This is a genomic window from uncultured Fibrobacter sp., assembly GCF_946062555.1.
Lineage (GTDB): Bacteria > Fibrobacterota > Fibrobacteria > Fibrobacterales > Fibrobacteraceae > Fibrobacter.
Genome location: NZ_CAMGVQ010000024.1, coordinates 24,457 through 50,060 on the forward strand (window position 1 = coordinate 24,457; position 25,604 = coordinate 50,060).

At 52.4% G+C, this 25,604-nt stretch carries 22 protein-coding genes; 4 read left to right on the plus strand and 18 right to left on the minus strand.

Features of this window, described 5'->3' with window-relative positions:
- Window positions 1-2: 2 nt before the first annotated feature.
- Window positions 3-536 carry a hypothetical protein gene (locus tag Q0P86_RS08850; RefSeq protein ID WP_072978253.1) on the minus strand — a complete coding sequence of 178 codons (534 nt, stop codon included), beginning with the start codon at window positions 534-536 and terminating at the stop codon, window positions 3-5.
- A 32-nt stretch (window positions 537-568) separates the two neighbouring features.
- Here Q0P86_RS08850 and Q0P86_RS08855 point away from each other — a divergent pair, with 32 nt between their 5' ends.
- Window positions 569-925, plus strand: coding sequence for a hypothetical protein (locus Q0P86_RS08855; RefSeq protein WP_072978595.1), 357 nt, complete (start codon window positions 569-571; stop codon window positions 923-925).
- Window positions 926-928: 3 nt separating this feature from the next.
- Here Q0P86_RS08855 and Q0P86_RS08860 read toward each other — a convergent pair whose 3' ends face one another.
- Both Q0P86_RS08860 and Q0P86_RS08865 read right to left on the minus strand, forming a co-directional pair.
- The gene (locus Q0P86_RS08860) at window positions 929-1,696 is read right to left on the minus strand and encodes a thioredoxin-like domain-containing protein (RefSeq protein WP_295038879.1); all 768 of its coding nucleotides are present in this window, start codon (window positions 1,694-1,696) and stop codon (window positions 929-931) included.
- A gap of 11 nt (window positions 1,697-1,707) precedes the next feature.
- Entirely contained in the window at window positions 1,708-2,895 is a 1,188-nt protein-coding gene (locus tag Q0P86_RS08865; protein WP_290996523.1) for a dihydroorotate oxidase, read from the minus strand.
- A gap of 134 nt (window positions 2,896-3,029) precedes the next feature.
- Between Q0P86_RS08865 and Q0P86_RS08870 the strand changes: the two genes are divergently transcribed.
- Window positions 3,030-4,415, plus strand: coding sequence for a M20/M25/M40 family metallo-hydrolase (locus Q0P86_RS08870; RefSeq protein WP_294111235.1), 1,386 nt, complete (start codon window positions 3,030-3,032; stop codon window positions 4,413-4,415).
- The gene (locus Q0P86_RS08875) at window positions 4,415-5,116 is read left to right on the plus strand and encodes an NAD-dependent deacylase (RefSeq protein WP_295038881.1); all 702 of its coding nucleotides are present in this window, start codon (window positions 4,415-4,417) and stop codon (window positions 5,114-5,116) included. Before Q0P86_RS08870 ends, Q0P86_RS08875 begins: the two co-directional genes overlap by 1 nt.
- 49 nt (window positions 5,117-5,165) lie before the next feature.
- Here the strand turns inward: Q0P86_RS08875 and Q0P86_RS08880 are convergent, their stop codons facing one another.
- From Q0P86_RS08880 to Q0P86_RS08890, 3 genes are all read right to left on the minus strand, one after another.
- Complete coding sequence (locus Q0P86_RS08880; protein WP_290996526.1) at window positions 5,166-6,194, minus strand: ABC transporter ATP-binding protein; 1,029 nt, start codon at window positions 6,192-6,194, stop codon at window positions 5,166-5,168.
- Window positions 6,191-7,042 carry a patatin family protein gene (locus tag Q0P86_RS08885; protein WP_295038883.1) on the minus strand — a complete coding sequence of 284 codons (852 nt, stop codon included), beginning with the start codon at window positions 7,040-7,042 and terminating at the stop codon, window positions 6,191-6,193. Before Q0P86_RS08885 ends, Q0P86_RS08880 begins: the two co-directional genes overlap by 4 nt.
- 248 nt (window positions 7,043-7,290) lie before the next feature.
- Window positions 7,291-8,370, minus strand: a complete 1,080-nt coding sequence (locus tag Q0P86_RS08890; RefSeq protein WP_291025305.1) for an ABC transporter permease — start codon at window positions 8,368-8,370, stop codon at window positions 7,291-7,293.
- A 202-nt stretch (window positions 8,371-8,572) separates the two neighbouring features.
- Here Q0P86_RS08890 and Q0P86_RS08895 point away from each other — a divergent pair, with 202 nt between their 5' ends.
- Window positions 8,573-10,753, plus strand: coding sequence for a carbohydrate-binding domain-containing protein (locus tag Q0P86_RS08895; RefSeq protein WP_295038885.1), 2,181 nt, complete (start codon window positions 8,573-8,575; stop codon window positions 10,751-10,753).
- A gap of 116 nt (window positions 10,754-10,869) precedes the next feature.
- Here Q0P86_RS08895 and Q0P86_RS08900 read toward each other — a convergent pair whose 3' ends face one another.
- From Q0P86_RS08900 to Q0P86_RS08955, 12 genes are all read right to left on the minus strand, one after another.
- Complete coding sequence (locus Q0P86_RS08900) at window positions 10,870-11,982, minus strand: type IV pilus twitching motility protein PilT (RefSeq protein WP_291025308.1); 1,113 nt, start codon at window positions 11,980-11,982, stop codon at window positions 10,870-10,872.
- Window positions 11,982-14,657: a hypothetical protein gene (locus Q0P86_RS08905; RefSeq protein ID WP_295038888.1), complete on the minus strand. Its 2,676-nt coding sequence runs from the start codon at window positions 14,655-14,657 to the stop codon at window positions 11,982-11,984. The genes Q0P86_RS08900 and Q0P86_RS08905 overlap by 1 nt, the downstream gene beginning before the upstream one ends.
- A 9-nt stretch (window positions 14,658-14,666) precedes the next feature.
- Window positions 14,667-14,912 carry a Trm112 family protein gene (locus Q0P86_RS08910; RefSeq protein WP_072978242.1) on the minus strand — a complete coding sequence of 82 codons (246 nt, stop codon included), beginning with the start codon at window positions 14,910-14,912 and terminating at the stop codon, window positions 14,667-14,669.
- An 82-nt stretch (window positions 14,913-14,994) separates the two neighbouring features.
- The gene (locus tag Q0P86_RS08915) at window positions 14,995-16,641 is read right to left on the minus strand and encodes a glycosyltransferase family 2 protein (RefSeq protein ID WP_295038890.1); all 1,647 of its coding nucleotides are present in this window, start codon (window positions 16,639-16,641) and stop codon (window positions 14,995-14,997) included.
- A 59-nt stretch (window positions 16,642-16,700) separates the two neighbouring features.
- Window positions 16,701-17,414: a polyprenol monophosphomannose synthase gene (locus tag Q0P86_RS08920; protein ID WP_290996536.1), complete on the minus strand. Its 714-nt coding sequence runs from the start codon at window positions 17,412-17,414 to the stop codon at window positions 16,701-16,703.
- Between the two features lie 13 nt (window positions 17,415-17,427).
- Complete coding sequence (locus Q0P86_RS08925) at window positions 17,428-18,363, minus strand: glycosyltransferase family 2 protein (RefSeq protein WP_295038892.1); 936 nt, start codon at window positions 18,361-18,363, stop codon at window positions 17,428-17,430.
- A 30-nt stretch (window positions 18,364-18,393) separates the two neighbouring features.
- The gene (locus Q0P86_RS08930) at window positions 18,394-21,480 is read right to left on the minus strand and encodes a DUF2723 domain-containing protein (protein WP_295038894.1); all 3,087 of its coding nucleotides are present in this window, start codon (window positions 21,478-21,480) and stop codon (window positions 18,394-18,396) included.
- A gap of 1 nt (window position 21,481) precedes the next feature.
- The gene (gene nusB, locus Q0P86_RS08935) at window positions 21,482-21,916 is read right to left on the minus strand and encodes a transcription antitermination factor NusB (protein WP_290996539.1); all 435 of its coding nucleotides are present in this window, start codon (window positions 21,914-21,916) and stop codon (window positions 21,482-21,484) included.
- Between the two features lie 93 nt (window positions 21,917-22,009).
- Entirely contained in the window at window positions 22,010-22,471 is a 462-nt protein-coding gene (gene ribH, locus Q0P86_RS08940; protein ID WP_366513367.1) for a 6,7-dimethyl-8-ribityllumazine synthase, read from the minus strand.
- A gap of 3 nt (window positions 22,472-22,474) precedes the next feature.
- Window positions 22,475-23,716 (minus strand): bifunctional 3,4-dihydroxy-2-butanone-4-phosphate synthase/GTP cyclohydrolase II, encoded by a 1,242-nt coding sequence (locus tag Q0P86_RS08945; protein WP_294111253.1) that lies wholly within the window; start codon window positions 23,714-23,716, stop codon window positions 22,475-22,477.
- Entirely contained in the window at window positions 23,703-24,302 is a 600-nt protein-coding gene (locus Q0P86_RS08950) for a riboflavin synthase (protein ID WP_295038898.1), read from the minus strand. The genes Q0P86_RS08945 and Q0P86_RS08950 overlap by 14 nt, the downstream gene beginning before the upstream one ends.
- A 71-nt stretch (window positions 24,303-24,373) precedes the next feature.
- Window positions 24,374-25,300, minus strand: a complete 927-nt coding sequence (locus Q0P86_RS08955) for a hypothetical protein (RefSeq protein ID WP_295038900.1) — start codon at window positions 25,298-25,300, stop codon at window positions 24,374-24,376.
- Window positions 25,301-25,604 lie beyond the last annotated feature (304 nt).

Below are 25,604 nucleotides of genomic sequence, written 5' to 3' on the forward strand. Positions count from 1 at the left end.
AATCAGTCGTTCATTTCGACATGAAGGTGCTCCATCTCGCCCTTTTCCCAAAGCACCCTGAAGCGTTCGCCCAATCGATCCTGAATCATCTCGACAATTTCGCGACGCTTCGTCACAGGAACGTCGTTGATGCGGAAATCCATCGCCGCGTTCTTGTAATGCTTCGAATTCGGCTTATGGTACGGATAGTCGTTACCACTCGTAATCACGGGAACATAGTCATCGCCCATTACCTTATGGAAGCAATGGACAACCTCGATACCCGCCGTATCCATGGCTGGAAGCAGGCTTTCCAGATAAACGCCTTCTTTCTGGCGGGTTCGCTTGAGGAGCAACCGATGGACCTCACGCTGGTTAAAGGGCTTAAGGTTCAAATGGCGCATATATTCTTCGGCAGACCAGGTTTCCACAAACTGCTGCGGCTCGTACTTCGGAATCGGGCGGCTATTCGCCTGAATTAACTTGTAAACACCGAAAAGAGCGGACAGGGCAAGAATCGGGGCCAACAAATACAAATGTTTAACAAAAAATTGCATTTTCTCGCATTCAAAAATACTATTTTATGGACATGAAGAAAGCAATTCTTATTTCCGCAACACTTATTTCCTCAATGTTCCTTTTCGGCTGCGGCAACAATAGTGCCAACTATACCGGTTGCTGGAAAGGCGAAGCCAATATGATTTTTGAAGTCCTGACCGACAACAACCAGGACTACACCATCCGCAATGTGAACGGCGACCTGAGCGCCACCATCCAAGACGGCAAGCTTTGTGGAAAGAACTCGCTCGACATGCCTTACTGCATGAGCGTCAAGGGCGACTCCGCCTACTACGAATTCGGTGGCATCACCACCGGTTACGCACGCATCAGCAAGGAAGAATACGAAGATATCTTCGCCTCGCAGAAAAAAGCGGCCGTACAGTAGCTTCTACTCGATTACGTCCTTCAGGATTTGCTCTATCATGTACTCGCTGGGGGCACCGCTCCATACGCGTTTGATGTAGCCATCCTTATCCAACAGCATCAGTGTCGGAACAGCGTGGATGCCATAGCGCATCCACATTTCTTTTTTAGCATCGCGATAGAGCGGATACGGAGATGCGTGCTGGTGTGCGTAGAAATCGTTCAGGACATCCACGGACTCGTCGGCGATCCCAATAACCTCGAGCCCCTTGGAACTGTACTTATTATAAATGTTCGCAAGCACCGGGAGCGTCTTGCGGCAAGGGCCGCACCAGGTCGCCCAGAAATCGAGCAATGTCGCTTTCGGCTTTTCCTTGCGTTTTTCACCATTCTTGTAAAAGTTTTCGCCGAACTTGGCGATCTTACTGCCGATGGCGGATCCCGTCAAGTTGCTGATATCGTCGGGGCGTTCGGTCAGGGCAACCGTCAGAGTTTTCTTCTTGTCCTCGCGCGAAATTTCAATCTTGATTTTCTGCCCCGCCTTGTGCCCTGCGACAGCCGACTGGATTTGCGACATATCCGAGAGCGGGCTCCCCTGCACCCCGACAATCAAATCACCAGCCACCATACCCGCTGCAAAGCAGCCGGACTCCGGGTGAACACCGATTACGTTGAGAGCAAGATGGTTCTCGAAGGAAGTCTTCTTGAAAGTGACTCCGAGCCAGGGAACCGCATAGGAAAATCCCGTTGCAAGAAGCAAAGCGAAAAGAATATTACGAAATAACGGTTTCATTTTATGAGAAATCAAACGGACTTGGTCTGCTTCGGATTGTGGTCATCGTAATCTGTGAGCGTCGAGTACCCCGATTCCAGCAGGGCAGCTTCGAGTTCCTTGCGCATCGCATGTGCGGCCATCCAGCGGAAGGCAACCACCGAGTAACATTCTACAGCATCGACCCCAAGCTTGATGAGATCGAAAATCTTGAACCCATGGTCAATTCCACCACAGGCAATCACGCTGATTTCCGGATAATGCGTGCGGATGTAGGTCACGTTCCACATCATGTTCTCGTAAAGAGGACGGCCAGACATTCCTCCACAGTCTCCGTCGGCGCGGAGCGGTGTCAGGTCCTCGTACTTCGCCTCTACAGGAAGTTCGCTAATTTTCTTGGTCGGGTAAGTATTGCCCACCACAACGCCGTTTACGCCCGTACGCACGAGCATATCCATGATGTTCACCAAGTGGCGTTCAGAAAGGTCGGGGCTGATCTTGGCATACACGGCCTTACGGATAGCCTGAGCATTCCTGTACTTCATGATTTCGCCGAAGATTCGTTCGGTAAGCGACAAATCCATATCGACTCGGGCCTCGCCGGTATTGGGGCAGCTCACGTTGATTTCGATGTAGTCGCCGGCCTTGTAGGCAATCGCAAAACTTTCAAGCAGGTCCTTCAGTTTATCTTCGTCATTGGTAAGCCCCGGAGTTTCCGCCACGGACACCCCCACGCAAAGCCCGACCTTGTGCGCCTTGGTCAGCTGTTCATCGGTGCGGCGAGCGATGACTTCGACGCCCTCGTTATTGAGGCCCATGCTGTTGTGGATGGCACGGTCGTTTTCCAGAAAACCGATACGTGGACGGTGCGTATTGCCTTCGCGGAACTTGCGGGTAGCCGTACCTACGGTAATACCACCGAAACCCATATTCGCATAATCGCAAATTCGTTTCGCCGTCTTGTTCGCCCCTGCCGCCAAAATGATAGGGCAACCGAGATACAGGGAATTGCTGTGATCGGGAAAAGTGATGACGCGTTTGAGAGTCTTGCTCAGGTCAGGGCGGCCGCCCATAAACGGAATAAAGGGAGCTAATCGCGCGGCATGCTTCAACGAATCGTGACGAAATTCCGGATTGTTATGGAAAATACGGCGAATGAGCGCTAGGACACGGTCGCCAAAGTTCAGGTAATACTCGTGATTCACGCAGTTGAAAGACATGGGTAATCCTTTTTGCCAAAACTTACTCCTCAAAAATAGAAAATATCTATCACCAGTGACCAATTTTTACAAGGTTTACTATTTTATTGAGTAGAAAAGGATATGTCCGCTTTTATCATCTGTTGAGTTGAATTATGGAACAGAGTACTATTGATTCAGTCGTCGCCGCCATCCACCAGAAGATGCCTGTCTATATCAAGACCCTGAGTGACTTGGTCAGCATTCCCTCGATTAGTTTTGACAATTTTGACCAGAAATTCGTACTGGACTCCGCCGAAAAAGTCAAGGAACTTTTCTTGCAGGCAGGGCTCAGCAACGTGCAATTCCTGTTGCCCCCCAGCGGGCGCCCTTCCGTGTACGGAGAAAGCCTCACTAGCCCCGACAAGCCGACGGTTCTACTGTATGCGCACCATGACGTACAGCCGCCCATGCGCGAAACCCTCTGGAATACCAAGCCGTTCGAAGCCAACCTGCAAGGGGACCGCCTTTACGGCCGCGGCACCGCCGACGACAAGGCGGGAATCGTAACACACCTCGCCGCACTCGAACAAGTGCGAGCCCTGAAGAAAAATGACGGACCGAACCTCAAGTTTTTGATCGAAGGCGAAGAGGAATCCGGCAGCGCAGGCTTCGCCGAAATCCTTAAAAAGCACGCCGAACTTTTAAAGTGCGACGCCGTCATCGTGGCAGACCTAGGCAACTTCGCCAAGGGAACGCCCTCGATTACCACGACCCTCCGTGGTATGAGCGCCGTAAGCGTGGAACTCAAGGCCACCAAGGCTCCGCTCCATTCCGGAAGTTGGTCAGGCCCTATTCCTGACCCGGGCCAGGTGCTCTGCCACATGATTGCAAGCCTGAGTGACGGTAAGGGAAACATCCTCATTCCGAATTTCGAGGACACGCTCATTCCTCCGACCGAAGCGGAACTCGAAAGTTACAAGAGCCTCGGCATGACCGAGAAGATTTTCCGCAACGACGGTGGCGTTCTGGAAAGCGTTCAGCTGAAGGTTCCCGAAGACGAAATCCTCTTGTCGCTATGGCGCAGGCCATCGATCGTGGTAACCGCGATGGAAGTCGGCAGCCGCACTAACGCAGGAAACGTTCTACAGGACTCCGCCTACGCCCGCATCGGCATTCGACTCGCCCCTGGCATGGAAGCCGATATTGCGACTCAACAGCTGGTAGAATTCCTGCAGGCGCAAGTGCCCTACGGCCTTGAATGCAGCATCGTAACCGAAGACGGAGCCAACCCCTTCGTTACCGACACGACGCACCCGTTCTTCCAGAAGATGAGCAAATCAATGGCTCGCGCCTACAATGCCGAGACCAAGTTCATCGGCTGTGGCGCAAGCATCCCCGGTGCGGAACTTTTCCGCAACACCTTCGGCGAAATTCCTATCCTCTTGACCGGTCTCGAGGACCCCGAATGCAATGCCCACGGCGAAAACGAAAGCCTTTACCTGCCCGACTTTGAACACGGCATCGTGGCAGAAACCCTGTTCTTTGGAGAAATTTGCTAATGAGTACGAATAAGTTTCCTAGACTCGTTGTTCTGACCGGTGCCGGCATCAGTGCCGAATCAGGCCTTCGCACCTTCCGTGGCAACGACGGCATGTGGGAACATGAGAACATCGACGACGTGTGCACGCCCGAAGGCTACTACCGCGACAAGAAACGCGTGAAGGATTTCTACAACTTCCTGCGCAAGGGGCTCAAAGAACACGAACCGAACGCAGCGCATTTCGCTCTCGCCGAACTTGAAAAACGCCTTGGCGATGATTTTTTGCTCGTCACGCAGAACGTGGACAACCTGCATGAACGCGCCGGATCCAAGCGCATCCTGCATATGCACGGCGACCTGATGCGCCTGACCTGCGAACACAATCCCAAGCATGAATTCATGTTCGACGGCGAAGAAACTCTCGAAACCCGTTGTCCGTTCTGCGGTGCGATGACCCGTCCGGACATCGTGTTCTTCGGCGAACAGCCGCTTTACATGGAAGAAATCCAGGACGCCCTGCAGCACTGCAAGGAATTCGTCTACATCGGCACAAGCAGCGTCGTCTACCCCGCCGCCGGCTTCAAGAGTTTCGCCAAGAGCTTTGGCGCCAAGGTCACCTGCCTGAACCTTGAAGTTCCGACCAGCGATCCCTACACCGACGTTTTCGTACAAGGTAAAGCGACTGAAATCGTTCCCAAGTGGTGCGAAGAATTTGTGTAATGTGGAATGTAAAATATGGGATGAACAATGTCACATTGCTCATTTCACATTATAAAAAACAATTCGCTTCGTGATTCGCAGAATCCGGAGCTTTTTGTTTGGGCGGAACTTGTGCTGACTTACATTTTTCACGCATTTCAGCAGAAGCGTTCACGCATTTTTCGCAGCGGTCGGCAAAGCGACACCCCTTTGCAAAGTCGCGTGGATGCGGCACGGAGCCTGGAATAGACTTCATGGAACGCATGTCACTGTGATTTTCAGGAATAGCGGCCAAAAGCCCCTGCGTATACGGGTGCATCGGGTTATCAATCACATCGCGGACACGGCCGATTTCTACGATGCGGCCCGCATACATCACTGCCACACGATCCGCATACTGCGACACGATTCCCATATTATGCGTAATCAGAAGAACCGCCGTTCCGGTGCGGCTCGCCATATCCTTGAGAACGGCAAGGACCTGCGCCTGCACCGTCACGTCCAGGGCAGTCGTCGGCTCATCAGCAATAATCAGCTTGGGCTTGGACAGCAGTGCCATTACAATGCATACGCGCTGGAGCATTCCACCCGAAAGTTCGTGCGGATAAGAATTTAAGACTCGTTCGACATCCTTGAATCCCGCAAGAGCCAGTTGTTCGCAGATGACGGACAGAAATTCTCCCTTCGGACGCCTGCAAAACTTGAACACTTCCATCAGCTGTTTCCGAATGGTCACCACCGGATTCAGAGCCTGCATCGGTTCCTGGAAGATACATGAAATTTCCGAACCGCGAACTTTCTGCAAGTCCGCAATCGGTAACTTTGCAAGGTCAACGGGAGCGGCATTTTCATCTGCATTGTAAAGGACAGAGCCTTCCACAATTTTTGCACTCGGCTGCGGCAACAGACGCAATATGCTCATTGCCGTCACGCTCTTTCCGCAACCGGACTCGCCCACCAACGCAAAGAATTCTCCCGCCGCAATTTCGAAACAGACCTTGTCGGTCACCTGCAGCGGAGTCTTTCCATCGCGGGGCTTACCGTTCTTGTCGAAACCGAAAGCGACCGAGAGATCCTTTACTTGCAAGACAGAATTCATCGTCCCAGGAACTCCCTGATTTCATCCAATCGCGCTTCCGCAATCCGCCGGCCGATATCGTAGACTCGCTGCAGTTCGTTCACATTTCTTTCGATGCGGCTGATGTTGAGAGATTCCTCGGGGCAAAACACCAGTACATTCCCCGCCTTTTCCTGTTCGAATACATAGCGGGTCTCTTCATTGTACATTTCGTGGCGGTGTGCCGTCGCCTCAATAAACTTCGGGTACTTGCGATAGACCAGTCGAATCAATGGCATCAGGCTATTCGGCTTTTTCACATAATCACGCGGTTGGGTCAAGATGACCACATTACGGTCGTACCCCTGCGACTGCATGAATGCAAGCGGAATCGAATCGGCAATGCCGCCGTCCATATACTTGCCCCCGTCAATTTCTACGATTCTTGCGGCAAGCGGCATCGAGGCCGAAGCCAGCATCCAGGCGAGTTCCTTGTCGTTACCGTCGATAAACTTCGGGAAAAGGGCCTTGCCGGTTTCCATATCCGTGACGCCCATATAGAATTCCATCGGGTTCGCCTTGAGTGTTTCAAAGTCGAACGGATCCAGTTCCTGCGGAATCGTCTTGTAGCAAAATTCGGCATTGTAGATATCGCCGGTCATGATCCACGAACGGAAACTACAAAAACGCTTGTCCCCCGCAAAGCGCCGATTGTAGCGCAGGGCGCGTCCCGGCTGTCTGGACTTGAGATTGCATCCGAAGCAGGCCCCGGCGGAAATACCGACGGCACCGTCAAAGTCGATTCCCTTTTCCATAAAAGTATCGAGGATACCGCAGGTATACAACCCACGCATACCGCCACCTTCAAGAACAAGACCGTTTTTACTCATACTAGATCCTTCGACTTCAATACGTCCCTTCGGCAGGCTCAGGGAACTTACAAGGCTGGTGAGCTTGTCGAACCACACTCAGGAAGACAAACGCGAATTTAAACATACCTATCCCCGACTTCGGATCTTCACACGACTCCGCAATCGATCTACACTGACTTAAAATGTCTAAATCGATTGCTCCGCGCTCCCACGACTCGTCAATACGAGTCGTTCTCGCTTGGCATGGATCCTTCAGTCGATGGCTACTAAACATAGCGATCTCCCGACTTCGGATCCATTGCATCCCGCACGCCTTCTCCCACGAAGGTGGTCAAGAGGAGCGTGACAAACAGCGCGGCGACCGTGCTCACCGAAATCCATGGTGCATACAAATTGTTGAGCCCCTGGCTCATGAGTTCACCCCAGCTAGGAGTGGGCGGTTGCAGGCCGAAACCCAAGAAATCCAACGAGGTAAGGCTTCCGATACCGCCGATTAGCGTGAACGGGAAAAGCGTCACCACGGGGGTCATCGCATTCGGCAAAATTTCCTTGAAGAAAATGTGGCGGTGTCCCATGCCCAAAACTTTCGCGGACTGCACGTAGGTCATGCCACGGAGCTTCAGGAACTCCGCACGCATATAGTAACTGAGCGAAATCCAGTTGAATGCCGCCATAATCAGAATCAAGAGCCAGAAACTGCGCCCGTAGACGCTCCCAATCAAAATCACCACGTAGAGCATCGGAAGCGAGGACCAAATTTCGATAAAACGCTGCATACCCGTGTCCCAGAACTTACCGAGGTACCCCTGGATTCCGCCGATGACAATCCCGAGAAAAGTCCCGAGCACCGTCAAGAGCAGGCTGAAGCTAATACAGATACGAAAGCCATGAATCAGGCGGGAAAGAACATCGCGACCGTTGCTATCTGTCCCGAGCCAGTGCCTTGCACTCGGAGCAAAAGGCGGGGCACCGTCTTCGCTCAAGTCCGCCTTCAATGGGTCATGCGCAATCGGAGGCATCAGCGCCCAAAAATCAGGACAGCCCCCAGCACGCGTAAAGCCCTCGGCGGCATCTTCTTCGCACTCCCGGACCGTTGCAAAAAGTTTTGCATAATCCTGTTCCGTCCGGTATTCCCCACCAAAATCTTTTTCGCTGTAACGCACGAATGCCGGGAAATACGTCTTGCCCTCGTAACGCAACACGAGCGGTTCATCATTGACAGTCCATGGACTCGTGAGCGAAAGTAGATACGCCAATACAAGTACCACTAACGACCAGAACGCCCGCTTGTTCTTGCGGAAACGCTTCAGGCGATTCAAAGTCTCTTGGGTCAAACGGATTTTCATTTAGGCTAATAATAGAAAAAAATGAAGACAAATAAGAACATGTTCCTTTTTGGAGCCTTTTGTTCCGAACGGGATGATTCGTCCCAATTTTTATTCCTAATTTTTTCAGGAAGGGCATTTTTCATAGTGAAACGCCGTAGTCCGCAAAGTATCTTTAAAAAAAGAAACCAGCGGCTATACCGCGCAAAAAAAGGACGACAAAATGCTATCAAGGAATTGTTTGGGAATTTCTTCGCACCTTTCGCTAGGGCTCCTGGCCCTCCTCGCGGGATGCTCCAGCGACTCTTCTACCACCTCCGCCACTAACGACCTCAAATCGAGTATCGAAGGGGCAATCGATAATACCAACATCTGTCTCTATGACGGCTACTCCGCCATGCAGGGTGCCACGGGCGAAATCCTTTGCATGGACGCGGCAGGCAATCTTGCCTTCTGGATAAACTCTGACGGAAGCTACGGCTTTCCGGAAGCCGCCCAGGAATCCGTCACCGTTCCCGCCACGGATTCAAGCGCCAACGAACCTGACGTAGAGACACCCGCCTCCTCCGACAGTGTTTCTACAGGCAATGTCGAATCGAGCTCCTCCGAAACAAGCGACAATGAAACTCCTGCAAGCTGCACCGACAACAAGGCCCTCTATACCATCAACGGAGTTTCGTACTACCAGAGCGCCCAAGGCTACATCTACTACTTCGACGAATCCTGCAACCAGATCAAGGTGGAAACAGCAACTTCCAGCAGCTCCGCAACGCCGCCAATTGAAAGCAGCAACGATATGCAACCGACTGTAAGCAGTTCCTCTGTCACTCCGGATGTCAACAGTTCCTCCGCAACAACCGTGACAAGCAACGCCTCCACTTCTAACGGCAACACGCCCACCATCAAGTACGCAAGCGCAACCGCAACCCTTGAAAACGACAACGGATGCGTCAGTATCGATGGCGGAACAGTCACCATCACCTGCGCTGGCGATTATTACTTCAACGGCAACGGCAACGGACAAATTCAGGTGAACGCCGCAAGCACCGACAAGGTGGAACTCTACTTGAACAACCTAACGCTTTCCAACTCAAGCGATGCACCGCTCTACGTCCGCAACGCAGACAAGGTCATCATCAACCTCGAAAGCGGCACCACGAACACATTTACCGACGGTTCTAGCAGAACGACATCCTACGCCAAGGCCGACGGCAGCCTCGATACCACGGGAGCGGCAATCTACGCCAAGGATGACCTCACCATCAAGGGTAGCGGTACACTCAAGGTAACAGGAAACTACAATAACGGCATCCATTCCAGCAACGACCTGCGAGTCCGCGGCAATCCGACCATCAACGTGACCGCCAAGAACAACGGCCTCAAGGGCAAGGGACTTGTGGACATTGAAGGCGGCAACATCACTATCTCGGCGACAAACGGCGATGGTATCAAGAGTGACGAATGCACCGTGAACGGCTCCGATACCACCATCACCGAAGGCAAGGGAATCGTTGACATCAAGGGAGGCAACATTACCATCACCAATGTCGGCGACGACGGAATCCAGGCTTACAACTACATCTTTGTCCGCGACTCCATTTCTGCACCGACCATCAACATTACCTCTACCGGCAAGGGAATCGTCTCGGATAACAGGGTCTACATCAACGCTGGTAAGATCGACATTTCTTCTGGCGATGATGGCGTCCACTCCAATATGAACATCTACTTCAACGGAGGCTACACGACTATCGCCGCACCCAAGAACGACGGTGTACACGCCGACTCCACGCTCATGATCAACGATGGTACCATCTACGTGACCAATTCCTACGAAGGCCTCGAAGCCTGGTACATCAAGGCAAACGGAGGTGTCACCGATGTCTACGGAACCGATGACGCCTGGAATGCAGCCGGCGGCAACGACGGCTCGGGCAACACCAATCAAAGCGGCCAGCCCAACTGGGGATTCGGCCCCGGAGGCGGCATGGGTAGCAGCAGCGGATTCTTGACCATTACGGGCGGCGTACACCACGCAAAGACTGGCTCCGGTGACACCGACGGTATCGACAGTAACGGAGAACTCACGATTTCCGGCGGCGTCGTCATCGTAGAATGCCAGATCAGCGGCGGAATGGGCGGCTCCTTCGATTCCGACGGCTCTGCAAGCCTTACGAGCAAGACCGTTCTCGGTTTCAGCAGCGGATCTTCGGAAAAGGGCACCAATTACAGCGTTTCCTTCAGCACCAGCGGCTACTATGGAACTTCCAATGTGGCCTTCAAGCCCACCATTTCCGGCAGGTACATGGTGACCACCACGGGTCAGCCCTCACAGATTAGCAACGTCTCCAGCTACAGCAAGAGCGTCACGTTCCCGTCGGGCAGTACGGTCTACTACAACTAAAAATCCTACTCCAACCCAACCACATAAAAGTCCCCCGCGGATGCGGGGGACTTTTATCACTTATATTCAAGATGCTTCGACGCAAGGCCCTTCGGGACTCGCGTCTTCCGCCTAGGCTACATCCAGCTGCGTTCAGAAGTACCCGAAATACCGCGGATCTTAAGATCGAAGTCATCGGGGTTCGTAGCAGCGTTCATCGCCGTTTCGAGGGAAATCTTTTCATCTTCGTAAAGTTTCAGGAGCGCCTGGTCGAAGGTCTGGCTGCGGTACTGCATGTGACCCTCGGCAATAGCCTGTTCGATCAAGTCGTTCTTGTCCTTGTCTTCGATGTATTCCTTGATAGCGGCCGTATTCACCAGGATTTCGGCAGCAGGCACTCGCCCGTTACCATCCTTGGTCGGCAGCAAGCGGAGCGAAATAATGCCCGCCAGCACTTCGGAAAGCAGCAAGCGGATTTCGTCGTGCTGGTGCGGCGGATACATCGAAAGCACACGGTGAATCGTTTCCGTCGCGTTCGTGGTATGGATCGTCGCAAACACCATGTGGCCCGTATCGGCAGCGGTCAAGGCAATCTGCATCGTTTCCAGGTCACGAATTTCGCCCACCAGAAGCACATCCGGGTCCTGACGGAGCGCCGCACGCAAGGCGTTCGCATACGAAAGCGTATCCACGCCAATTTCACGCTGCGAAATAATGGCCTTGTCATCGCGGTAAAGGTATTCAATCGGGTCTTCGACCGTAATGATATTCACCGCTTCGTTCTGATTGATGTAATTGAGCATGGAGGCCAATGTCGTCGACTTACCCGAACCAGTAGTACCTGTAACCAGCACGAGACCGCGCTTGGTCAGAGACATGTCGCGAATCACATCGGGCAAATGCAGGTCTTCGAAAGCAGGAATCTTCGCCTTGATATGACGAATCACGACTGCAATCGTTCCACGCTGGCGGAACACGTTCACACGGAAACGACCCATGTCGCGGGCACCCACGGCAAAGTCACATTCCTTGTTCGCTTCAAAGCGCTGTTTCTGGTCGCGGTTCATGATATCATCCAAGAAGGAATCCATCATCATGGAATCGACTCGGATATCAAACGGACGCTGCAACGCACCGTTGATACGATAGACAGGAGGAACCCCTACGCGCAAATGCAAGTCAGACGCATTGCGGTTCACCATTTCACGAAGCAGCTTTTCAATACGAAGTTGCGGTTGCTGATCAGCCATTAGGCATTGCCTCCGAACTTGTCGTTATAGAGTTTTTCAATTTCGTCCTTGCGCTTTGCAATTTCCTCGTTTTCGGGTTCCTTCTGGGCGAGGTCCTTGTAAATTTCGAGAGCCTTGCCGTACTTGCCCTGATCAAAATAGATTTCGGCCAAGGTCGGTGTATTCAGGCTTTCGTCCAGGTCATAGGCTCCACGATCCAACGGAGCATCAGGATTGTTGATCAGTCCCGCAGAAATTTCGTCGTCTGAATCACCGGACATCAGAAAATCGACACCCTTGTTAGAAGGCTTGTCTTCTTCGGTCAAGGAATCATCATCCATATCGAACAGTCCCTTGAAAGCACCGGAAACCTCCGATTCAAGGGAATCCAAGTCTTTAGGAGCATCCGCCGGAGCAGCGGCAAAAGTGTCTTCGGCATGGGCAGCCTCGATGGTCGGCATCGTCAGGGATTCATCCAATGTCTCGGCGTCCTCCGCAACTTCATCCTTTCCGAACAAACTATCAAACGAATCGTCCAGGTCCTTGGAAATCGATTCTTCAGACAGATTGCCGAAAGATTCTTCGATAGCGGCACCAGTCGCTTCCTGGTCATTAGACACAGATTCAGGAACAGCTTCCGTCTTTGCAGCCGGAAGGTCCAAGTCATCGTCTTCGTTACCGAACATCGATGCAAAGGCGCCACCCATTTCCTTGGCAAGGTCCGTATCTTCAGACTTGACTTCGGGCATTTCAAGTTCAGTCTCGGCCTGGTCCACTTGTTCCGCAAGACTTACGGTTTCATCTTCCGTCGCCGGAGCTTCGGCGATGGTTTCAGGTTCGGATGCCTGCGGTTTTTCTTCGGGCAGGTCATCGTCGCTACCGAACAGAGAATCAAAAGCGTTGTCTACACTGAAGCTCGCATCAGATGCAGGTGCCGGAGCAATTTCTTCAGCAACGCTCGGACGTCCCTCTTCGACAGGAGCAGGTTCGTCAAGAGCAGGTACAGCCTCTTCGGTGAGCGGCGCCATTTCATCAGCCGTAAAGTTCAGGCCTTCATCTGCAGCCGGTTCTTCAGGAAGAGACAGTTCCTCTTCGACAGGATCGGGTTCATCAAAAACAGAAGCATTTCCTTCGATGGCAAGGGTTTCCTCGGCGAAAGCATCTTCTATGGCGGGAGTTTCTTCCACCGAAGCTCCATCAGGAGTCCAGTTACCCGTCAGGTTCATATCGGCATCGGCAGACTTCTCGAACAGGCCTCCTTCTTCAGACGGCAGTTCAAGGTCATCGGAAAGATCCGCAGCAACATCGGCGGAAGATTCGGCAGTCTGCGGCTTTTCTTCGGGCAATTCATCTTCGCCGAATATCGAATCGAAGGCGTTGTCGATCGTGGTCGGTTCATCGGCCTTGGGTTCATCTGCCGAACCTGCCGTCAGATTCATATCGGCGTCAGCGGACTTCTCAAAAAGGCCTCCGTCCTCGGACGGCAGTTCAAGGTCATCGGCAATGGGTTCTGCAGCGGATTCAGCGGCAATATCGGCGATCGGTTCAGAAGCCTGCGGCTTTTCTTCAGGGAGTTCATCTTCACCGAAGATATCACCGAACGCGTCGTCAATGCTCTGCGGCTTGTCTTCCGCGGGAGCCGATTCATCAGCCGGAGCGTCAATCGAAGCCTGCTGCGGCTTTTCTTCAGGGAGTTCGTCTTCGCCAAAAATGTCGCCGAACGCATCGTCGATGCTCTGTGGCTTGTCTTCCGCGGGAGCTTCGGGAGCTGCGGCACCGAAGATGCTCGCCGCATTCGCTTCGGCATTGTCATCAATGCTTGCAGGAATATCAGAAGAAGCCTCGGCGGCAGGAGCGGAAGCTTCTTCCGGTTCAAGGTCATCTTCAAGACCGAACATATCGGACAGGGCGGAACCAACATCGCTACTGGAGATATTCTCGTCTTCGCTCAATTCTTCAAGCGGCTTATCGGCAGCAGATTCGTTATTGATGGCATCCATCGCCGAATCCAGCGAAGCGGAGAGATCTTCCATCGCCGAGTCATCGGCATCGTCATTGCCCGGAAGCATGGAGGCGAGGGCTGCAAACGGATCGTCACCAGCAGGTTCAACCACATCGGTTGCAGAAACATCGGCTTCCTCCGCCTGCGGTTCGTTCAGCGTGAATTCATCGGCAGGAGCGGCACCGACGGATTCCGCAGGTTCTGTGGTAAATTCATCACTCAGGTCCACATTACCGTCATCGGGCATGCTGAAGTCGATATCGGAAATTTCACCGGCCATCGCGGCGGCAGCGGCGGCGCCCACCACGACATCGTATTCTTCTTTCCAGAAGGTGTTCAGCGGGTCCATATCGTGCAAGCGACGATAACAGACGTTGCGTTCCCCAATGTTTTCCAATTTATCGTAGGCATCACCCATAATCCGCTGGGCAGCCAAGTTAAAAGGATCAGCAACAAGGACCTTCTCGCATTCCTGGATACAGGCATCGTAGCTTTCCTTCTGGAACAGGATCTTGGAACGGACAAGCATTGCCGACACATCGTTCGGATAGAGCGTCAAGCCGCCATCGACCCTCTGCAGAGCCTGGTCCAAGTTGCCCGCCTCTCGTTCAAGGTCAGCAATCCATGCGAACGCCCTAGAGTTCACATTCTTCTTGCCAATCTTCTTTTTAAGGGAATCCAACGTCACCGCCATAATCACCTCTTAGAGCAAAATTGCTTCGTCCGCCAAAAGGACAGGTATTCCTTCGCGAACCGGATACACCCTGGAACCGTCTTCGGTGGCCAACGCCTCGGTCAGGGGTTCAGAAACTTTTTCACCGGCAACGTTCTTGGCAGAACCGGCAGAAATAGCATTATTCACCTTGGCAATGATTTCGTCAGATGCCAACTTGAGCTTTCCCCTGGTTTCGGGGCAGCAAAGAATATCCAAAAGATTTGTATCGAACATAAAACCTTAATAATCAAATACTTACACAAAAAATAACTCATTTTTGTGCAACGTGTAAAGTTTTTGTTGGAAATTGCCGTTTTTAGTGCAAATATTTCAGGTTTACAAGGGCAAAATTGCCCTCGGCCGCATTACCGATCAACAGGAACACGCGTAAACCGAGGCTATCGAGCCATTTGATGTCAAACGGTTCGCGGTATCCCGAGAAATTGGAGACCACCAGGAGCTCGCGACAGCCGGTCCGGTTGCAAATGGACTCCATCTCGGAAACATTCCCCAACAGGTGCTGACGGTTTTCTTCGGAAATCTTTTCGGGTTCCGAACTCACGCAACCAAGAATTTCGATGCCGGGAATCACGTTGTAACGGTCGAACCAGTTGTTTAGAGAATCTTCGCGGCCACCAAGCAAGATGGAGCGATGGCGTTTTTTCGCGAAAATGCGGTAGAAATAGTTTATCCAAAATGCGACACGACGCCAGGCAAGGAGAGCTAGCGGAATAAAGAGGCAGGAACAAACGACATAGACGCACCAGCCAATATTGGGATAAATTGTAGACCTGTCTCCTGGGTCATAAGAAAATTGTGCAAAGTAACGGAACGCCTCGTACCCCCCAACAACAAGAAGGTTCAGCGGCACAAGGTACCGCAAGAACTTTTCGCCCTTGAGGCTGGATTCTGTGTATTCCCCACGGAAAACAAGAAAGACCATATTAATAATGGCGACCAAGCCGACAAGCCACCAGTCTTCAAAAATAGTTATAATCCCTATGGATTTCTTAATGGAAGAAAAAATGTATCCATCGTTTCCCAAACCGGGCAAAAATACAAGAGCCCATACAGCTACCACGCCCAAGTCCAGAAACATCTTCCAGAACTTCGGGATAAGGCGCGAGAACATGCCCACGAAGGCCGCAAACATGATACCGAACGACACGAGGAAATTCGGAACAAAATAAAGGTCCTTGTGCTTACGCACAAAGATAAGCATCGCCTTGTAGAAATCCAGGTAGGAATCCCAGCGGCGGGTACGGCAGCTCTGGCCCTTGAAATGCAGAATATTCGTCGAAGGCGTGTAGTAGTTCTTGCAGCCGGCAACCTTCGCCCTGAAACACAGGTCCAAGTCCTCGCCGTACATGAAAAAGTCTTCGTCGAAACCGCCGAGTTTTTCGTACAGGTCGCGACGCATGCAGAAGAACGAGCCACTGATGGCATCCACCTCGGTCACTTCGTCCGGGTCGGCATACGTCATGTTGTAGCTTGCAAGGGTCTTGTTCTTCGGGAAGAGAGCGGCAAGACCAATCGTCTTAGAAACGGCAGAGACAATCGTCGGGAACGAACGTCGGCAAGCCCACTGGAGCGTGCCATCCTCGTTCAGAATGCGGCAGCCGACAGTACCCGATTCAGGGTGTTCTTCCATGAAGTCGAGCACCTTGGTAAAGGAATCGTGGGAAACGACCGTATCGGGATTGATAAAGAACAGGTAGGGCTTGGTTGCACGCTTTTCGGCGAGGTTGCATCCCTTTCCAAAGCCGAGGTTTTCCTTGGAATCAATCCATTCCACTTCGGGGAAGAACTGCCTGATTTCGGGCAGAATCGGCTCGACTGAGCCATTATCAAGCACAATAACCTGCGCATCGATCCCCTCGCATGCATCGCGAACGGACTTCAGGCATGCGGGAATGAAATCGCAAGAATTATAGGCAACAATGATAATGGAACAAGAGTACATAATAATTCAGAATTCGGAGTTCAGATTTCAGAGTTCGGAATAAAAAAATTCCAAATTCATCACGCAAGTCCTAGGCGAAGTTTAAGGACCAGGAAAAACGCTTCGGAGATAATGCCGCCGCTCATCTTGGAAGTACCGCGGGTACGGTCGGTAAATACGATGGGGATTTCCTTGACGCGGAGGCCCTTTTTCCAAATCTTGAAGGTCGTCTCGATCTGGAAGCAGTAACCATCACTTTTCATTTTGTCGAGGTTCAAAGCCTGCAGGGCTTCGCGACGGAAGCACTTGAAGCCGCCCGTAGCATCGCTAATCGGGAGCCCCGTCACAATACGAGTGTACACGTTTGCTCCATAGCTTAAAATCAAACGACGCAAATCCCAGTTCACCACGCTAATGCGGTGATTCTGGTAGCGGCTGCCGAGCACAAGGTCGGCTTCTTCGGCTGTTTCCAGAAAGCGGTTCAAGTCGGTCGGCGCATGGCTAAAGTCGGCATCCATTTCGAACACACGTTCGTAGTCGCGTTCAAGAGCCCACTTGAAGCCCGTCACGTAAGCGGAGCCGAGGCCCATCTTGCCCTTACGGCGCAACAGGTGAATCCGCGGATTCTTTGCCGCCTCCGTTTCCACCATATCGCCCGTACCGTCGGGGCTACCGTCGTCTACCACGAGAATTTCGAGGCATTCGTTCTGCTTTAAAATGGCCTCCATAATGAGCAGGATATTTTCCTTCTCGTTATAGGTAGGCACAATGACCAAACTTTTGGGATACGCCATAAACAATCTTCTCCTAACCTAAATCTACAATTTCTCGAATGGATTCGGCCACAGGATAGCTCTGTTTTTTGCTTCCGTTCATCATTTCGCCCAAAAGGCCAAGCGACATGAACTGCACGCCCATCACCAGCGAGAATCCGCCCGCCAAAAGGAGCGGTCGCACATGGAGTGCACCCGTCTGAAGCCATTCATAGCCAAAGTAGCCCGAAACGCCAAAACCGATGAGCATAAAGATCAGGCCAAGGAGCCCAAAGAAATGGAGCGGCTTGGAGGCAAAGCTCCGCATAAACATCAACGACACCAGGTCAAGGAATCCGGACACCAGGCGGGACACGCCATACTTGGAAACACCGTGAACACGCGCACGGTGCGCCACGGGCATTTCGGTAATGCGGAAGCCCTGCCACTTGGCCATCACCGGGATAAAACGGTGGTAATCGCCATACAGGTGGATAAAGCGCACCACGGAACTGCGATAAGCCTTGATGCCGCAGTTAAAATCGTGCAGACGCTGGCCGCAGACGATAGAAACCGTCAAGTTGAACAACTTGGAAGGCCAAGTCTTGTGCCACGGATCCAGGCGACGAATTTTCCATCCGGAAACCAGGTCGTAGCCGCTTTCCAGAATCTTGATCATCTTCGGAATTTCAAGCGGATCGTCCTGCAAGTCACCGTCCAGAGTCGCCACGTACTTGCCGCGCGCCTTGGAGAAACCGAAAGCGAGTCCGGCAGCCTTTCCGCAGTTGAACTGGAAGCGAAAAGCGCGGATAAAGGAATACTCCTTCGACAAGTTCTCAATCACGTCCCAAGTATTATCGCGGCTACCGTCATCGATAATGATCACTTCGAACTCGAAAGCCGTCGGCTTGATCGCATCGACGATTTCCTTAAGGAGTTCGGGAAGATTTTCACTTTCTTCCTTGACCGGAATGACAAGACTCAAATCCATGAAATTACCTTAACTTATTTTCAAGCTCGATTATTCTGCGGCTGCAACCACCGCAGGTTCCTTTGCAGAATCCTTCTCGGCGGAATCCGTAGCAGGTTCAGCCGGAGCTTCGACCTTGAGCGGTTCGTCGGACATCATCTCGATCTGGCGACCACTCATGAGGAGGCGTGCGCGACCGCCTTCTTCGTAGGCAGGCACGTTTTCGAGACCGCGGTTCAGCACTTCCTGAGCCTTGGCCTTCTGGCCAGCAGCTTCGTAGACAAATGCGGCAGCCCAGTAATTACGCCATTCGGAGGGGAACTGCTTCATGCCCAATTCAAGGTACTTGGAAGCCAAGGCGGCAAGGCTATCCACCTGGGCCTTCTTTTCGGCCGTAAACGGATGGCTGTTGCGGAGGTTCGAAATCTTGTCGCGGGTATCGAACGAAATCTGCAGGTAAAGCGACACGTAACCCGAAAGGAGACGTTCCGTTTCGCTGTTGATATAAGCGGTACCGTCGCCAAGTCCACGGAACTTGAACACAGAATCTATCAAATTTGCCGTGTAGGCGGCATCAAAAGCATTACGCTTCGGGTTCAGGTCACCCTTCACGAAGTTGTAGACCATGCCTTCTTGCACCATGTACTTTTCAAGACCCATGAAGTTGGACGTACCGACGGTCGTCGAAATTTCAATCGGCTTGTCCATATTCTGGAGAGCAAGGTCAATCACCAGCTTATGCTGCGTGAGCATCATGCCGCTACGGGTACGGTTAGCCCATTCGGTAAAGGCATCCCACACCTGGTAATGCACCTTGAACTGCATGAGCTTAGCGGAATCGGCCGCAGAAAGCTGCTGGCCTTCCATAGCATCGATACGGTTCTTGAGCTGCGGCATCAGGCGCTGGGCATTTTTCACCCAAGTAGACACCTGATGGTTCGGGTTAGAAGCAGAGCTATTGTCGAGCACCATATCGCGGTCGATAGCGGCCTTGTCGTAGCTGAGCTTCAGAATCGGCTCGTTGTCGAGCATCTGCTTGATGTACCAGTCGGTATTGCCGAGCGAGAGGTTCACCACGCGAACATCCTTACGCACACCAGCCACTTCCTGGGCAAACCAAAGCGGGAAGGTATCGTTGTCACCGTTCGTAAAGAGGATGGCGTTCGGACGGCAGCTATTGAGCAGATTGAAAGCGTAATCCCAAGGAACCCAGAGGCCGGAACGGTCATGTTCCTTGTAGTTCGAAATGCAGGGCACCAGGAAGGACACTGCCACCAAGGCGGCGGCCACCGGATTTGCAAAGGCGGCAAAGGAGGATGTCGCCACCAGGAACACGAGGATACCGGCACCGATACCGTAAATCATGCTCATAAAAATGAAGGCGGGCGTGTAGAAATAGTCACGTTCGCGGACTTCCAAATGAACGGCATCGGGGAACGGAGCACGGGCACCCACCTGAGCAAAACCGTTCTCGATTTTCTGCCAGTTCTGCCAGACGGCAGAATTGGAGTAATCGTCGATTTCACGCTGCAGGGTTGCAAGCTGAGCATCGTTTGCACCACGAGCCTTGAGCGTTTCCATACGGATCTTGGCATGCTCGATATTCTGACGCATGTCGATGAGATCGTTCGGATCCGGAAGAGCCGTAATGCCCATGCCACGGCTGTTCAAGTCCTGAACGTTGCGGCTCATTACGGAAACCCAGTAATCGCGTTCGCGCTGCTCCATACGGGTGCCGTCGGCAAAGTTGATGTAGAACAGCAAGCCGAGGGAGCAAAGGGCGTAAAGCACAGAAACGAACACACCCATGTTGCGGTTACGCTTCCAGACGAACACGCAAACCATGATCAAAAGGCCATTAAAGATCAGGAACATGAGGAACTGCGGAAGTGTCGCATCGCCCATGAAACTCATCTGTGTGGGGAACTTGATTCCGAAACGTTCCACCGGCTGGTTATCTGCAGCATCGAAGGTATAGATGCCGTTGGCATAGTTCACGTCGCCAACCTTGTAAGGCAGGTACTGCGCCATCTGGTATCCACCGTAACCCATATGCGGGAACGAGAGGAACTGGTGGCTCACGCGGGCACGACGGTAGAAGGCACGGCTAATCATGCTTTCGGAGCCATACTGCTTACGTTCGATGAAGTTATTGAAGGCGACCCAGTTTTCGTCCTTGAACAGGTTACCGAGCTGCAGGTTCCCCTGCTCGTCGCGGATGTTGATTTCAGGATCGTTTTCGTCGATAATCGGGTTCAGTTCCGAACGGATCGGAATGTAAAGGTGCGTGCTATAGCCAATGAGGGCAAAGAAGGCAAATGCCAGGGACAGACGCATGCTGCGCTGCACGCCCTTGCTCTTGAACGGCTTCGCAAGGCAAAGGATCGAAAGGGCTATCAGGCAGACGAACGAAATTTCGATAAAAGCGGACACCATGTAAATGACGGAGCAAAGAAGCGTACCCGTAATCCAGATAGGAATGCGTTCCACAATCTTCTTGGGTTCCGCCACGAGCAGGAGTGCAAACACGGCTGGCACCGTAAGCATGGTGTAAAGATGAGCGCCCACGCCGAGGAACGCGATATAACAAATGAAAATCAGGATGCGGTCGCTGTACTCTTCGTTACGCTTGTTGTACCAGACGAGGCCAAGGTAAGAAACGAGCATCAATATAAGCATGGCGATGCCGTAGACTTCGGCTTCGACGGCGTTGAACCAGAAGGTGTCGGAAAAAGTCAGTAGGAAACCGGCCACGAGAGCGGCGGAGCCAAGCACAGCCGTGCGGACCTTACCGGTAATCTTTTCGGCAAGGGCATCGGTCTTAAGGACCGTCGCCAACAGTTCCCAGGCAAAGAGAGCCGTCACGTAGACGGTCGCCGCAGAACTCACCACCGAGATGTAGTTCACGCGCTTTGCAATTTCACCCACGAACGGGAGCAGCACGATGACTGCGCGGGCAAGGAACACAAAGAAGGGCGTTCCAGGAGGATGCGGAATGCCAAGCGTATTGGCGCAAGCGACAAATTCGCCACAGTCCCAGAAGCTGACCGTGGGGGCCATCGTGAGTACATACACAACCAGAGCCACGAGAGCAGCAATGCCTGCGAAGATATGTTTCATCCATTTTTCCTTGAGCATCTTACTTTTCCTTGGGTTCGGTGACAACCATGCCACGGTTACGCATAAAGCCGGTCAAAAGGCCATTGACAAAGGAATCCGAATTGTCGGTGCTGTACTTGGCGGCAATCTGGACCGCTTCGGTAATGGCGACCTTCATCGGAATTTCGGGAACATAGGAAAGTTCCACCATCGCAATGCGGAGAATAATACGGTCGAGGCTCGCCATACGCTCGATGTCCCAATGGGCGGCAGCAGTCTTGATATTGTCATCAAGTTCTTCGCGATGGGCCTGCACCAGGTCCACCAGCTTCATTCCATACTTTTTCTGTTCAGCATGGAGGGGTTGAGATTCCAAAATTCCAGGGAGAGCCTCTCCCGCAGTCTGTCCCGTAATTTCCATCGCATACAACAGCTGCATGGCAAATACACGGGCGGGTCTGTAAGATATTTTCATATAGATAGTCGATAGTTGGTAGATCTTAGAGCTTAGAGAAAAGAGAATGTTCTAAGTTCTAAGTTCTAAGTTCTAAGTTCTAAGCTCTAAGCTCTAAATTTCTTTATACAAATTTGCCATTTCGACGGCGGTGGATGCCCAGCTTGCGCCGAGGTTGCCGGCCTTGAGGCCTGCACGGTTCATGGCCTGGTCCACGGTGTCGGTGGTGAGGATTCCAAGAATCACGGGGAGCTTGCCTTCGGCGGCAATGTTTGCAATACCGCCGGTAGAAGCATTCACCACCACGTCGTAGTGGCTGGTCTCGCCGCGGATCACCGCACCGAGCGCCATCACGGCACTGTACTTACCGCTATCAGCGAGACGACGGCACACGCCCGGAAGTTCGAATGCACCCGGTACATGCGCAACGGTGATATCCTTGTCTGCTACACCGAGAAGTTCAAGCTGACGCACAGCCCCTTCCAGGAGCTTGTCGGTCACGACCTCGTTAAAGCGGGCAACGGCGATTGCCACCTTGAGGCCACAACCATTGAGGGAATTCTTGATTTCGTTCACCATTTACGTTTCCTCTTTCAAATTCTCTTGGGGTGCAGCGCCGTCGATATGCAGCTGGTGACCCATCTTTTTCTGCTTCGTGAGCAGGTAGAACAAGTTTTCCTTGTTCGGCTTAATTTCGATCGGCACGCGTTCCACAATCTTAAGGCCATAAGCCGTAATGCCCGAAATCTTGCTCGGGTTATTCGTCAAGAGACGCATTTCCTTGACGCCGAGGTCTGCCAAAATCTGGGCGCCCGTACCGTACTGACGCAGGTCCGACTTGAACCCAAGGTGCAGGTTCGCTTCGACCGTGTCCAAGCCCTTTTCTTGCAACTCGTAAGCGCGGAGCTTGTTGCAGAGCCCGATTCCACGGCCTTCCTGGCCGCGCATGTAAAGGAACACGCCACCGTGCTCGCCGATGAACTTCATGGCGGCGGCAAGCTGTTCGCCGCAGTCGCAGCGAAGACTGCCAAAAATATCGCCCGTAAGGCATTCGCTATGCACGCGCACATAAACAGGCTTGCTGAAGTCGGGGTTACCCGCGACCCAGGCCACATGTTCCACACCGTCGGTCTTGCTCTTGTAGGCGTAGGCGGTAAAGTCGCCGTACTTGGTCGACACATGCGGAGCGGCGACGCGTTGCACGAGCTTTTCGTTTTTAAGGCGGTAGTCGATCAGGTCGCGAATCGAGATAATCTTGATGCCGAATTTTTTTGCGACTTCCTGAAGCTGCGGCATGCGGGCCATGGTACCGTCTTCGTTCATGATTTCGATCAGGGCGGCCGCCGGGCGCAGGCCTGCCAACCTAGCCAAGTCCACCGCCGCTTCGGTATGGCCTGCGCGACGGAGTACACCCTCTTCCTGGGCGTACAGGGGCGAAATATGCCCCGGCCGCCCAAAGTCGCTGGGCTTGGAATTCGGGTCCGAAAGGGCGAGAATCGTCGCCGCACGGTCGTGAGCGGATACACCCGTGGTGCAGCCTTCAATTTTATCGACCATGATGGTGAACGGAGTCCCAAGAATCGAAGTATTCTCGGCGGTCTGCCGCGTGAGGTTCAGTTCATGGCAGCGCTTGATCGGGAGCGGTGCGCAAAGCACGCCACGACCTTCGTGAAGCATGAAGTTCACCTTTTCGGGCGTAATCTTTTCGGCGGCGATGACAAAGTCGCCTTCATTTTCGCGGTCTTCGTCGTCGACCACAATCAAAAACTTGCCGTTCTTAAAATCTTCGATGGCCTCTTCAATCGTATTAAGCAAGGTCACGTTCCTTCAGATAATTTTCAATATACTTGCCGAGCATGTCGACTTCCACATTCACGATGGTTCCCGGAACCCAGTTGCGCAGGTTCGTGCGGGCCAAGGTTTCCGGAATAATACACACGCGAATGGAATCTTCGAATTTTTCAGCGACCGTCAGGCTGATTCCGTTGAGCGAAATCGAACCGCGGCGAATCACGTAGCGACGCAGGTCTGCCGGAAGTTTCAAATCCACTTCCACACCCGTTTCACGCGGAGTCACCTTGATGACTTCGGTAATGCAGTCCACATGGCCCATCACAAAGTGACCGCCCATAAAGCTATCAGCACGGCACGGAAGTTCCAGATTCACCAACTTGCCGACAGCGGCCTGCTTAAAGCCCGTGTTTTCCACCGTCTGGTGCATCAGGCAGAAAGTAGCTTCGTCATCGGTGCAAGATTCAATGGAAAGACAAACACCGTCGTTCGCGACACTGTCGCCCAACTTACAATTCTTAAAAAAGCCCGGTGACTTAAGGCGCATAGAAAGCGCATCGCCTCGAGTTTCAATCGAAACGATTTCACCGGTAGATTGAATAATTCCCGTAAACATACGGGGCAAATGTAGAAATTTAGATGAGAGACGAGAGACGAGAGACGAGAGAAAGTAGGCTGTAGGAAGCACTAAAACTTAATCGGATACAGCAAGTACCAGTGGAATTCGGGATAAACTTGCACGGTGGGGGCAGGCAACTTGAAGTAATTCAGGTACTTCACGATGGTGCGCGCCATACGACTCTGCGGGCGGAAAGCTTCCAGGTCGTAATCGAGCGCGATATAGACTTCACGATGCGGGTGCGGATCGTCCGTAAACACACCCTCGTCGATGCTGAGGCCAGCCGCCAGGGCAAGCCAGCTCGGATAATACGCACGGGCGGCCTTCGGCAACAGGCGATAAACCTTGAACGAAGCCCAGAAGGTCTGATTGCAGTAATCGTCCGTGAACACGCCCGTATCACTTTGTCTGTAATACGCCTTGGAATTGATCCAGTAACTCCACTTGAGATCTACGTACTTGAACACGGGAACGTAGCGCTCTGCCATAGGCAGAAAGCCTCCCAAGGTACCCGACAGCACGTCGAAAACACTAAAACCCCACTTGGGCGCAAAACCGTCCTTCACGTCTATCGCCACATGCGTCGCAAAAGCAGAAAGTCCAGCAAAAAGGTAAGAGTTGAACTCGGAAATTCCCGCCCAACGGTAAGCCTCGTAGAAGGTCTCGCCCATCATGACACCCGAAGCGAAATGTCCGAACTTATCCAGGTTCAGTGCGTAGTCAAAGTCATTCTCGAAATGGAAATCGTTCCCCTGTTCGTCCCACCATCCCTTGTGGAAAACGAGCCAATAGGCTGCACCATAGGCAATCAAAACCGTCGAGGCCACGCCCACGCCCTTGGCAATCGAAAGTTCGGTCGTATCACCGGGGTCTTCGCTGCGGTAATCCCACGTAGAATCGCGCCAGGTCGGCGGATCGTAAGGGGCGGCCAGCAAGGAAACGCTTGCAAACAGGAGCGCCACCAGCGCAATCGATAGGGAACGAAAAAATTTCACGGGGACAAAGATAGAAAAAAACAGGCAGACTAATTAATTTGCGGACTAAATTGAGGGCTTTTTAATTACTTGAGTCATTCAACACATCAAGACTCTCTATCATCAGTCTACATTATAAAGTATCTTCATTTTTTTTACAATTTCAGGAAATTCAAGCTCATTCACTACAAATAATTGAAATCCTTTTTTGAAAACAAATCGAACAATTCCATTTTTATCTGTTTCCTTTTTATATGGGATGGTTTCATCAAAGGCGGATTTTCGTCGCTAACGCGACTTAGGTTTGTAGTTTAACTTGCGTATA